Here is a 12,961-nt window from a genome sequence, read left to right as displayed (position 1 = left end):
AACCGAACCGAGCACGCCGCGAACCGAGACCCGGGCGGCGTGGCCGGAACCCCGGGGCCGATGATGGACTCGGGTCATCGCTTAGAACAGGAGCTTCACCTCATGGCAGAACGTGTCGTACTCGCATACTCCGGCGGCCTGGACACCTCGGTCGCGATCAGCTGGATCCAGAAGGAGACCGGCAAAGAGGTCGTCGCCGTCGCCCTCGACCTCGGGCAGGGCGGCGAGGACATGGAGGTCGTCCGCCAGCGTGCTCTCGACTGCGGCGCCGTCGAGGCCGTCGTGGTCGACGCCCGCGACGAGTTCGCCGACGAGTACTGCCTGCCGGCCATCACCTCCAACGCCCTGTACATGGACCGCTACCCGCTGGTCTCGGCGCTGTCGCGCCCGCTGATCGCCAAGCACCTGGTGACCGCGGCCCGCGATCACGGCGGCACCGTCGTCGCGCACGGCTGCACCGGCAAGGGCAACGACCAGGTCCGGTTCGAGGTCGGCTTCGCCAGCCTCGCACCCGATCTGGAGGTCATCGCCCCGGTCCGCGACTACGCCTGGACCCGCGAGAAGGCGATCAAGTTCGCCGAGGAGAACGGGATCCCGATCACCGTCACCAAGAAGTCCCCGTTCTCGATCGACCAGAACGTGTGGGGCCGCGCGGTCGAGACCGGCTTCCTCGAGGACCTGTGGAACGCGCCGACCAAGGACGTCTACAGCTACACCGAGGACCCGACCGTCAACTGGAACTCGCCCGACGAGGTCATCATCGGCTTCGACAAGGGTCGTCCGGTCAGTATCGACGGCCGTCCGGTCTCCGTGCTGCAGGCCATCGAGGAGCTCAACCGTCGCGCCGGTGCGCAGGGCGTCGGCCGGCTCGACGTGGTCGAGGACCGTCTCGTCGGCATCAAGAGCCGCGAGGTCTACGAGGCCCCGGGCGCCATGGTGCTCATCCGCGCCCACGAGGAGCTCGAGCACGTCACCCTCGAACGCGAGCTGGGACGCTACAAGCGCGGCACCGACCGCAAGTGGGCCGAGCTGGTCTACGACGGCCTGTGGTTCTCGCCGCTGAAGCGTTCGCTCGACGCCTTCGTCGAGTCGACCCAGGAGCACGTGTCGGGTGAGATCCGCCTGGTCCTGCACGGCGGCAACATCATCCCGAACGGCCGCCGCAGCTCGGAGTCGCTGTACGACTTCAACCTGGCGACCTACGACGAGGGCGACACCTTCGACCAGTCGGCGGCCCGCGGCTTCGTCGAGCTGCACGGCCTGTCGTCGAAGATCGCGGCGAAGCGGGACCTGAATCTGTGAGTGGCGAGCAGACCGGCGGGACGACCAACGAGGGCTCGCTGTGGGGCGGCCGGTTCGCCGGCGGCCCCGCCGCCGCCATGGCGGCCCTGAGCAAGTCGACCCACTTCGACTGGGCCCTCGCCCCGTTCGACATCCAGGCGTCCAAGGCCCATGCCCGCGTGCTCAACCGGGCGGGGCTGCTGACCGATGACGATCTCGCGGCGATGCTCGAGGGTCTCGACCGTCTCGCCGCCGACGTCGCAGACGGCACGTTCGTGCCGGCCGAATCCGACGAGGACGTGCACGGCGCGCTCGAGCGCGGCCTCATCGAACGAGTGGGCCCCGAGCTCGGCGGCCGGCTGCGTGCCGGCCGGTCGCGCAACGACCAGGTGGCCACCCTGTTCCGGATGTGGCTGCGGTCGGCGATGCAGCGGGTCGCACTCGGCGTGCTCGACGTGGTGGACGCGCTCACCGCCCAGGCGGCGGCGCACCCCGACGCGATCATGCCGGGCAAGACCCATCTCCAGGCGGCGCAGCCGGTCCTGCTGGGGCATCACCTGCTGGCGCACGCGCAGCCGCTGCTCCGCGACATCGACCGGCTCGCCGACGCCGACCGCCGTACCGCGGTGTCGCCGTACGGCTCCGGCGCTCTCGCCGGTTCGTCGCTCGGGCTCGACCCGGCCGCGATCGCGGCCGACCTCGGGTTCGACGCGCCGGCCGAGAACTCCATCGACGCCACCTCCTCGCGTGACTTCGCGGCCGAGGCCGCGTTCGTCTTCGCGATGATCGCGGTCGACCTGTCGCGGTTGTCGGAAGAGGTGATCATCTGGAGCACACCGGAATTCGGCTACGTCACGCTCGCCGACGCCTGGTCGACGGGCAGCTCGATCATGCCGCAGAAGAAGAACCCCGACGTCGCCGAGCTCATGCGCGGCAAGGCCGGGCGGCTCATCGGTGACCTCACCGGCCTGCTGGCGACCCTCAAGGCCCAGCCGCTGGCCTACAACCGTGATCTGCAGGAGGACAAGGAGCCGGTCTTCGACGCCGTCGCCCAGCTCGAACTCCTCCTGCCGGCGGTGACCGGCCTGGTGGCCACGCTCGAGTTCCACACCGACCGGATGGAGGAGCTGGCCCCGGCCGGCTTCACCCTGGCCACCGACATCGCCGAGTGGATGGTCCGGCAGGGCGTGCCGTTCCGCGTCGCCCACGAGGTGGCCGGGGCGTGCGTGCGGGAGGCGGAGTCGCGCGGCGTCGGCCTCGACGAGCTCGACGACGAGACCCTCGCCGGGATCAACCCGGCACTCACGCCGGCCGTCCGCGAGGTGCTCACGGTCCGTGGTTCGGTGGAGTCGCGCAACGCGCACGGCGGCACCGCGCCCGAGCAGGTGCGCCGTCAGATCGAGGTCGTCTCGGCCTGCTCCGCCGATCTACGGACACGGTGGTCCGCGGGCTTCGGGGGACGCAACTGAACAGCTGCCCGGATGGGTAGAGTGAGCTTGGTCACCGCTGCGTCGGTGACTGTGTCTCGGTGACGACGGGAGGGAATCGACGCGATGGTGTCTTGGGAGGGGCTCCCGGATCTCGGCGGGGTGGTCGACCGAGTGCTGGCGACCGCGCAGAACGGGCTCGAGGTGCTGCGCTACGGCGGCCTCGAGACCGGTACCGAGCCGGCTCCGTTCGCGGTGGTGGAGACCCGCAGGATGTTCAAGCTGCGCCGGTACTTCCCCGATGAGCCGTCGACCGGGCCGAACATCGTGCTCGTGCCGCCGATGATGGTGTCGGCCAACGTCTACGACGTGACCGAGCACAACGGCGCCGTGTCCATCCTGCACCGCAACGGGATCACCCCGTGGGTCGTCGACTTCGGCTCGCCCGAGCGGGAGGAGGGCGGGCTCGAGCGCACGCTCGCCGATCACGTGGTGGCCGTCAGCGAGGCCATAGACCTGATCGTCGAGGAGACCGGCCAGGACATCCACCTCGGCGGGTACTCCCAGGGAGGCATGTTCGCCTACCAGACCGCGGCATACCGGAGTTCGAAGAACATCGCCAGCGTCATCACCTTCGGCAGCCCGGTCGACGTGCTCGCGGCGTTGCCGCTGGGCATGCCCGCAGGGCTCGTCGCGCCGGCCGCGGAGTTCCTCGCCGAGCGCTCGTTCACGCAGAACCTGTGGGTCCGGGATTGGATGGCGCGCACCGGTTTCCAACTGCTCGACCCGGTCAAGACGATCCGCAGCCGGATCGACTTCCTCCGCCGGCTCCACGACCGCGAGGCACTGCTCACCCGCGAGGACCAGCGCCGGTTCCTCGAGGCGGACGGCTGGGTCGCGTGGTCGGGTCCGGCCATCGCCGAGCTGCTCCGTCAGTTCGTCGCCCACAACCGCATGGTCTCGGGCGGTTTCGTCATCAACGGCGACCTGGTGTCGCTGACCGAGATCACCTGCCCGGTCCTCGCGTTCGTGGGTGAGGCCGACGACATCGGCCAGCCCACCGCGGTGCGCGGCATCGTGAAGGCGGCCCCCGACGCCGAGGTCTACGAGTCCACCCTGCCGGTCGGCCACTTCGGCCTGGTGGTGGGTTCCACTGCCGGCCAACACACCTGGCCCACGGTGGCCGACTGGGTGACCTGGCTGTCGGCCGACGGTCCCCGTCCCGACCTCATCCGCGAGATGGAGTACGTGGAGAGCGGACACGGCGGCGGCGTCAGCCTGTCCTCGCGCATCACCCACGGCGTGGGCGCGGTCGCCGACGCCGGCTCGGCGTACTCCCGCGAGATCCTCGGCCTCCTCAACTCCTTCCAGCGCACGTCGATCGCCGTCGCATCGGAGTCGGTGCGGACGGTCCCACGGCTCCTGCGCCTCGGCCAGATCCAGAGCGGCACGCGGATCTCGCTGTCGAAGCTGATGGCCGAGAACACGCGCAAGCACGGCGAGAACGAGCTGTTCCTGTTCGAGAACCGCGTGCTCACGCACAGCCAGGTCGACGCCCGGATCAACAACGTCGTCGCCGGCCTCGTGGAGTGCGGCATCCGGCCGGGCCAGCACATCGGCGTTCTGATGGACACGCGCCCGAGCGCCCTGGTCGTGATCGCGGCACTGTCCCGCCTGGGCGCGGTTGCGGTGCTCCTCGCCGCCGACGCGGACGTGCGCGAGATGATGCTGCTGGCCGACAGCTCGGTCATCGTCACCGACCCGAACAACCTCGACCTCGCGACCGCGGCGTCGGATCGGGTTCTCGTCCTCGGCGGCGGCAGCGGCGACAGCCGCTCCATCGAGGGGGCCGACGGCGACACGATCATCGACATGGAGCAGATCGACCCGGATCAGGTCGAGATGCCGAGCTGGTACCGCCCCGATCCGGGACTCGCGGGCGATCTGGCGTTCATCCTGTTCAGCCGCTCCAAGGGCAAGCTCGTGCCGTGGCCGGTCACCAACCACCGGTTCGCGATGTCGGCGTTCGGCGCGGCGTCGGCGGCCGCACTCACCGACCACGACACCGTGTACTGCCTGCCGCCGCTGCACCATGCGTCGGGACTGCTCACCACCCTGGGCGCGACGGTCGTCGGCCGGTCGCGCATCGCGCTGTCCAACGGCATCGACCCGGAGACGTTCTCCACCGAGGTGCGCCGCTACGGCGTGACCGTGGTGTCGTACACGTGGTCGATGCTCGCGCAGGTGGTCCGCGACCCGGCCTTCCGGATCAACCAGCACAACCCGATCCGGCTCTTCATGGGTTCGGGCATGTCGGGCGGACTCTGGGAGGACGTGTGCAAGAGTTTCCCGCGCGCCCGGATCCTCGAGTTCTTCGCCACCGCAGACGGTTCGGCGATCCTGGCGAACGTCACCGGCGAGAAGCTCTCCTCGGTCGGACGTGCGCTCCCCGAGACCAACCCGGTCGAGGTCGCCGCCTACGACATCATGCGCGACCAGCTCCTCATCGACGAGCACGGCTACGTCCGGCGCGCGGAGGTGGGCGAGCCCGGCCTGCTGCTCGCCAAGGCGCGGCACAAGTTCGACGTCAACGGGACGGTGCTGCGCGACGTGTTCGCCGCCCGCGACCGCTGGGAGGTGTCGGGCCACCTGTTCGTCCGCGATGCCGATGGCGACCTGTTCTTCCTCGGGTCCGTCGATCGCGTCATCAAGGCCGAGACGGGGCCGATCTTCATCCCGACCATCAACCACGCGTTGTCGCGGGTGACGGGAATCGACAAGGTCGTCACCTACGGGATCGGTGAGCCGGGGCACCAGATCGCCATCGCGGCGGTGACCCTGCGCCCCGGCGTCAAGGCCGACTCGCTGACGGCCACTCAGCTGCGCGTCGCGCTCGGCGAGTTCCCGTCCGTGCTGCGACCGCACCTGATCCGCGTGGTGGACGAGATCCCGCTCTCGGCGTCGTTCCGGCCGTTGAGCACGGTGTTCCTCGCCGAGGGACTGCCGAAGCCCGGGCCGCGGATCTGGTACCGCGACGAGGAGGGCCGGTACCGGCGCTACACGAGGACCGCCGCAGCCAAGCTGGACTGGGCGGCTGCGCCGGTCGACGATGCCATAGGCTGATCCGCGTGACATCACGAGCTGAGGCCATCGATCCGATCGTCCGCGAGCGGCTGGCCTGTCCGCAGGACCACGGCCCGTTGATCGACGCCGGCGACGAGCTCTACAACCCGCGTCTGCGCGTCGCCTACCGCATCGACTCCGACGGCATCCCGGTCATGCTGATCGACGAGGCCCGCAAGGTCGACGACGCCGAGCACGAGCGCCTGGTCTCCGGGCAGTAGGCGGCTCCCAGGAGCCGCACGCGGCCACCTCGGTCACCTCTCACACGCCCCGATCTGGGTGGATGACAAGATCGAAGGGTGAGTGCTGAGACTGAGGGAACCGCCAACACGACCGAGCCGGGTGTCGCCACGGCCTCTGCGGAGGCAGGCCCGACCGACATCCTCGACGAACTCCAGTGGCGAGGCCTGATCGCGCAGTCCACCGATCTCGACGCGTTGCGCGCAGAGATGGCCAAGGGGCCGATCACGTTGTACGCGGGTTTCGACCCGACGGCGTCGAGCCTGCACGCAGGTCACCTCGTGCCGCTGCTGACGCTCAAGCGGTTCCAGCTCGCCGGCCACCGGCCCATCGTTCTCGCCGGCGGCGCCACCGGTCTGATCGGTGATCCCCGAGAGGTGGGGGAGCGCACCATGAACGCACCGGACACGGTCGCGGAGTGGGCGAGTCGGATCGACGCCCAGCTGCGCCGGTTCGTCGACATCGACGATTCGCCCACCGGCGCGGTCGTCGTCAACAACCTCGACTGGACCGGGAAGATGACCGCCATAGAGTTCCTGCGGGACCTCGGCAAGCACTTCTCGGTGAACGTCATGCTGGCCCGCGACACGGTGAAGCGTCGCCTCGAGGGCGACGGCATCAGTTACGCCGAGTTCAGCTACCTCCTCCTGCAGTCGAACGACTTCGTCGAGCTCAACCGCCGCTACGGCTGCGTGCTGCAGATCGGCGGATCCGATCAGTGGGGCAACATCATCGGCGGCGTCGACCTGGGTCGTCGTCTCGACGGCGTCTCGCTGCATGCGCTCACCGTTCCGCTGGTCACCTCCTCGGACGGCAAGAAGTTCGGCAAGTCGACCGGCGGCGGGAGCCTCTGGCTCGATCCCGAGCTCACCAGCCCCTACGCCTGGTACCAGTACTTCGTGAACACCGCCGATGCCGATGTCATCCGCTACCTGCGGTGGTTCACCTTCCTCGGTCGTGAGGAGATCGCCGAGCTCGAGCAGGCCACCGCGGACAAGCCGCACCTGCGTCTCGCCCAGAAGCGGCTGGCCGCCGAGATGACCACCCTCATCCACGGAGAGGCCAACACCCGGGCCGTCGAACTGGCCAGCCAGGCGTTGTTCGGACGTGCCGACATCACCGAGCTGGACGAGGCGACCCTCGCAGCCGCCGTGGGGGAGACCGTCGTCGCCGAGTTCTCCGAGCGCCCGACGATCATCCAGCTCCTCGTCGAGACCAAGCTCGCCGACAGCAACAAGGCTGCGCGGCGGACGGTTTCCGAGGGCGGCGCCTACGTGAACAACACCAAGATCACCGATCCCGAGTGGCAGCCGGCCGACGCCGAACTGCTCCACGGCCGATGGCTGGTGGTGCGCCGCGGCAAGAAGAACTTCGCGGGTGCCAAGTTAAGCCTCTGACCAGGCGATTTGACGTGGTGTTCGCGCCTGTGTAACTTAATCGACGCACCGCAGAGAGCAACGCCCCCGGGGCCGAGAGGACCGGGGAGGCAAAAGTGCCCGGGCCACTCGCTCGGGCCGCCTGTGCGGTGCCACTCCCGAGAACAAGAGCGTGAGAATATTGCGCTCTGGGAGAGCTCTTCGGAGCCGGCCTCCTCACGGAGGACGTCCGTTGGGTGTGTGTTCTTTGAGAACTCGATAGTGTGATGATGGATTGTCTGATGCCGTTTTTGGCATCGAGCATTCTTTACGAATGTTGATGTATTTTTTGTTCATGTCATCTGGCCCCGTCTGGGTGGCGTGAGCTGGTTTTTGGATTGGTCAGGTTTTCTTTCCTGGTCTTCTAGTGTTGAAACGCCGGCTCTTGTGGGTTGGTTGTTTTGCTAGGTTTTCATGGAGAGTTTGATCCTGGCTCAGGACGAACGCTGGCGGCGTGCTTAACACATGCAAGTCGAACGGAAAGGCCCAGCTTGCTGGGTACTCGAGTGGCGAACGGGTGAGTAACACGTGGGTGATCTGCCCTGGACTCTGGGATAAGCCTGGGAAACTGGGTCTAATACCGGATATTCACTTTCTCTCGCATGGGGGTTGGTGGAAAGCTTTTGCGGTTCAGGATGGGCCCGCGGCCTATCAGCTTGTTGGTGGGGTAATGGCCTACCAAGGCGACGACGGGTAGCCGACCTGAGAGGGTGATCGGCCACACTGGGACTGAGACACGGCCCAGACTCCTACGGGAGGCAGCAGTGGGGAATATTGCACAATGGGCGCAAGCCTGATGCAGCGACGCCGCGTGAGGGATGACGGCCTTCGGGTTGTAAACCTCTTTCACCAGGGACGAAGCGTGAGTGACGGTACCTGGAGAAGAAGCACCGGCCAACTACGTGCCAGCAGCCGCGGTAATACGTAGGGTGCGAGCGTTGTCCGGAATTACTGGGCGTAAAGAGCTCGTAGGCGGTTTGTCGCGTCGTCTGTGAAATTCTGCAACTCAATTGTAGGCGTGCAGGCGATACGGGCAGACTTGAGTACTACAGGGGAGACTGGAATTCCTGGTGTAGCGGTGAAATGCGCAGATATCAGGAGGAACACCGGTGGCGAAGGCGGGTCTCTGGGTAGTAACTGACGCTGAGGAGCGAAAGCGTGGGGAGCGAACAGGATTAGATACCCTGGTAGTCCACGCCGTAAACGGTGGGTACTAGGTGTGGGACTCTTTTCACGGGTTCCGTGCCGTAGCTAACGCATTAAGTACCCCGCCTGGGGAGTACGGCCGCAAGGCTAAAACTCAAAGGAATTGACGGGGGCCCGCACAAGCGGCGGAGCATGTGGATTAATTCGATGCAACGCGAAGAACCTTACCTGGGTTTGACATCTACCGGACCGCTCCAGAGATGGGGCTTCCCTTGTGGCTGGTAGACAGGTGGTGCATGGCTGTCGTCAGCTCGTGTCGTGAGATGTTGGGTTAAGTCCCGCAACGAGCGCAACCCTTGTCCTGTATTGCCAGCGCGTAATGGCGGGGACTTGCAGGAGACTGCCGGGGTCAACTCGGAGGAAGGTGGGGATGACGTCAAGTCATCATGCCCCTTATGTCCAGGGCTTCACACATGCTACAATGGCTGGTACAGAGGGCTGCGATACCGTGAGGTGGAGCGAATCCCTTAAAGCCAGTCTCAGTTCGGATTGGGGTCTGCAACTCGACCCCATGAAGTCGGAGTCGCTAGTAATCGCAGATCAGCAACGCTGCGGTGAATACGTTCCCGGGCCTTGTACACACCGCCCGTCACGTCATGAAAGTCGGTAACACCCGAAGCCGGTGGCCTAACCCCTTGTGGGAGGGAGCTGTCGAAGGTGGGATCGGCGATTGGGACGAAGTCGTAACAAGGTAGCCGTACCGGAAGGTGCGGCTGGATCACCTCCTTTCTAAGGAGCACACAACATCACACGTTTCTGCCAGCGTATGTCTGTGCGGCGTGTGTGTGTTCGAGGGTGAAACATCAGACACAGCCTGTGGGTTTCGTCGCCTGACGAAACATCTGGGTTGCCGCTGAGGTCGTGAGGCCGGCGGGTTGATCGTCACACTATCGGGGTTCTGAGGGAACACACGTTTTCCTCTGAGCTGCAGATCGGGTGTGTGTCGGTGAGGTGTCCTGTGGTGGGGCGCGGAGGCATGCAGCTGGGTGCGGTGTGTGTTGTTTGAGAAGTGCATAGTGGATGCGAGCATCTTTATTTCGCGCCGGCAAGGCTGGCGGCCCCTTGTGGGGTGGCTGGTGTTGTTGGTGTGTGATTGAGCAGAAAACTTTTGAGTTTTTGGTGATGTCTACATTCGATCCTCGTGTGCAGGGCCCTTTGTGGTTCTGTGTGTGGGGGGTTGTTTGTAGGTGTTGTTGTAAGTGTGTAAGGGCGTTCGGTGGATGCCTTGGTACCAGGAGCCGATGAAGGACGTGGTAGGCCGCGATAGTCCTCGGGGAGTTGTCAAACGAGCTGTGATCCGAGGGTGTCCGAATGGGGAAACCCAGCACGAGTGATGTCGTGTTACCACCAGCTGAATGTATAGGCTGTGTGGGGGGAACGTGGGGAAGTGAAACATCTCAGTACCCATAGGAAGAGAAAACAATAGTGATTCCGTGAGTAGTGGCGAGCGAAAGCGGAGGAGGCTAAACCATGCGCATGTGATACCGGGTAGGGGTTGTGCGTGTGGGGTTGTGGGGTTCATCTTCTTCCATCTACCTGTGGAAGCGTGAGTCAGAAAACTGTGTGTTAGGTGAAGTGGCCTGGAATGGTCTGCCGTAGACGGTGAGAGTCCGGTAGCTGAAAGCACATGGTCTTGCGTGATGTTCTCCCAAGTAGCAGCGGGCTCGTGGAATCTGCTGTGAATCTGCCGGGACCACCCGGTAAGCCTGAATACTTCCTGGTGACCGATAGCGGACTAGTACCGTGAGGGAAAGGTGAAAAGTACCCCGGGAGGGGAGTGAAATAGTACCTGAAACCGGACGCTTACAATCCGTCAGAGCCTGTGCCTCCTTTGGAGGGTGGGTGATGGCGTGCCTTTTGAAGAATGAGCCTGCGAGTTAGTGCTCGGTGGCGAGGTTAACCCGTGTGGGGTAGCCGTAGCGAAAGCGAGTCTGAATAGGGCGTTTGAGTCGCCGGGTCTAGACCCGAAGCGGAGTGATCTACCCATGGCCAGGGTGAAGCGACGGTAAGACGTCGTGGAGGCCCGAACCCACTTCAGTTGAAAATGGAGGGGATGAGCTGTGGGTAGGGGTGAAAGGCCAATCAAACTCCGTGATAGCTGGTTCTCCCCGAAATGCATTTAGGTGCAGCGTCACATGTTTCTTACCGGAGGTAGAGCTACTGGATGGCCGATGGGCCCCACAGGGTTACTGACGTCAGCCAAACTCCGAATGCCGGTAAGTGAGAGTGTGGCAGTGAGACTGCGGGCGATAAGGTTCGTAGTCGAGAGGGAAACAACCCAGATCGCCGGCTAAGGCCCCTAAGCGTGTACTAAGTGGAAAAGGATGTGGGGTCGCGAAGACAACCAGGAGGTTGGCTTAGAAGCAGCCACCCTTGAAAGAGTGCGTAATAGCTCACTGGTCAAGTGGTCCTGCGCCGACAATGTAGCGGGGCTCAAGTACACCGCCGAAGCCGCGGCACTCACACGTTAGCTTGTCGGTTCTCTACGGAGGGCCGGCCAGGTGTGTGGGTGGGTAGGGGAGCGTCCTGCATCCGTGGAAGCCACAGAGTGATCTAGTGGTGGAGGGTGTGGGAGTGAGAATGCAGGCATGAGTAGCGAAAGCAGAGTGAGAAACTCTGCCGCCGGATGACCAAGGGTTCCTGGGCCAGGCTAATCCGCCCAGGGTGAGTCGGGACCTAAGGCGAGGCCGACAGGCGTAGTCGATGGACAACGGGTTGATATTCCCGTACCCGTGTATCCGCGCCCATGCTGAATCAGTTGTACTAACCATCCAGATCCTTTCCGAGGCGCCTTCGGGTGCCCGGTGGGGTGATGCGTGGGACCTCGGCTGGTAGTAGGCAAGCGATGGGGTGACGCAGGAAGGTAGTGGGGCCAGTTAGTGGTTGTACTGGTGTAAGCCTGTAGGGCGAGGCATAGGCAAATCCGTGTCTCGTGATGCCTGAGAGGTGATGCGTAGCCGTTGAGGCGAATTCCATGATCCTATGCTGCCGAGAAAAGCCTCTAGCGAGTTGGTACACGGCCCGTACCCCAAACCGACACAGGTGGTCAGGTAGAGAATACTAAGGCGATCGAGATAACTGTGGTTAAGGAACTCGGCAAAATGCCCCCGTAACTTCGGGAGAAGGGGACCCAGGCTGGTGAACACCCTTGCGGTGGGAGCTGGTGTGGGTCGCAGAGACCAGAGAGAAGCGACTGTTTACTAAAAACACAGGTCCGTGCGAAGTCGTAAGACGATGTATACGGACTGACGCCTGCCCGGTGCTGGAAGGTTAAGAGGACCGGTTAGTGGATTCGTCCGCGAAGCTGAGAATTTAAGCCCCAGTAAACGGCGGTGGTAACTATAACCATCCTAAGGTAGCGAAATTCCTTGTCGGGTAAGTTCCGACCTGCACGAATGGCGTAACGACTTCTCTGCTGTCTCAACCACAGACTCGGCGAAATTGCAGTACGAGTAAAGATGCTCGTTACGCGCGGCAGGACGAAAAGACCCCGGGACCTTCACTATAGCTTGGTATTGGTGTTCGGTACGGTTTGTGTAGGATAGGTGGGAGACTGTGAAGCCGGCACGCCAGTGTTGGTGGAGTCGTTGTTGAAATACCACTCTGATCGTATTGGACTTCTAACCTCGGACCCTGATCGGGTTCAGGGACAGTGCCTGGTGGGTAGTTTAACTGGGGCGGTTGCCTCCTAAAAGGTAACGGAGGCGCCCAAAGGTTCCCTCAGCCTGGTTGGCAATCAGGTGTTGAGTGTAAGTGCACAAGGGAGCTTGACTGTGAGACGTACATGTCGAGCAGGGACGAAAGTCGGGACTAGTGATCCGGCACCGGCAAGTGGAAGCGGTGTCGCTCAACGGATAAAAGGTACCCCGGGGATAACAGGCTGATCTTCCCCAAGAGTCCATATCGACGGGATGGTTTGGCACCTCGATGTCGGCTCGTCGCATCCTGGGGCTGGAGTAGGTCCCAAGGGTTGGGCTGTTCGCCCATTAAAGCGGCACGCGAGCTGGGTTTAGAACGTCGTGAGACAGTTCGGTCTCTATCCGCCGCGCGCGTAAGAAACTTGAGGAAACCTGTCCCTAGTACGAGAGGACCGGGACGGACGAACCTCTGGTGTGCCAGTTGTCCCGCCAGGGGCACCGCTGGTTAGCTACGTTCGGAAGGGATAACCGCTGAAAGCATCTAAGCGGGAAGCCTGTTCCAAGATGAGGTTTCTCACCCCCTCAGCGGGGTTAAGGCCCCCACAGATCATGGGGTTGATAGGCCAGAACT

Annotated in this window: 5 protein-coding genes and 2 rRNA genes; all 7 read left to right on the top strand. The window is 63.9% G+C overall.

Features of this window, described 5'->3' with window-relative positions:
- The first annotated feature begins 102 nt into the window (after positions 1-102).
- Positions 103-1,302 carry an argininosuccinate synthase gene (locus E1P53_RS00035; RefSeq protein WP_006901954.1) on the top strand — a complete coding sequence of 400 codons (1,200 nt, stop codon included), beginning with the start codon at positions 103-105 and terminating at the stop codon, positions 1,300-1,302.
- On the top strand, positions 1,299-2,750 hold the full coding sequence (gene argH / locus E1P53_RS00030; protein ID WP_109239517.1) for an argininosuccinate lyase: 1,452 nt from the start codon (positions 1,299-1,301) through the stop codon (positions 2,748-2,750). Before E1P53_RS00035 ends, argH begins: the two co-directional genes overlap by 4 nt.
- Before the next feature lie 84 nt (positions 2,751-2,834).
- A complete protein-coding gene (locus E1P53_RS00025) occupies positions 2,835-5,831 on the top strand; it encodes an AMP-binding protein (protein ID WP_131733113.1) in 2,997 nt (998 codons plus the stop codon).
- A gap of 5 nt (positions 5,832-5,836) precedes the next feature.
- A complete protein-coding gene (locus E1P53_RS00020) occupies positions 5,837-6,052 on the top strand; it encodes a Trm112 family protein (RefSeq protein WP_131733112.1) in 216 nt (71 codons plus the stop codon).
- Positions 6,053-6,130: 78 nt separating this feature from the next.
- The gene (gene tyrS, locus E1P53_RS00015) at positions 6,131-7,468 is read left to right on the top strand and encodes a tyrosine--tRNA ligase (RefSeq protein ID WP_131733111.1); all 1,338 of its coding nucleotides are present in this window, start codon (positions 6,131-6,133) and stop codon (positions 7,466-7,468) included.
- Between the two features lie 429 nt (positions 7,469-7,897).
- Positions 7,898-9,421: ribosomal RNA gene (locus tag E1P53_RS00010) — 16S ribosomal RNA — on the top strand.
- A gap of 464 nt (positions 9,422-9,885) precedes the next feature.
- A 23S ribosomal RNA gene (locus E1P53_RS00005) occupies positions 9,886-12,961 on the top strand; the annotation flags it as partial.

It is taken from the genome of Gordonia paraffinivorans (genome assembly GCF_900683595.1).
In the GTDB taxonomy this organism is placed as follows: Bacteria; Actinomycetota; Actinomycetes; order Mycobacteriales; family Mycobacteriaceae; genus Gordonia; species Gordonia paraffinivorans.
This window is presented reverse-complemented; position numbering and strand designations above follow the sequence as displayed.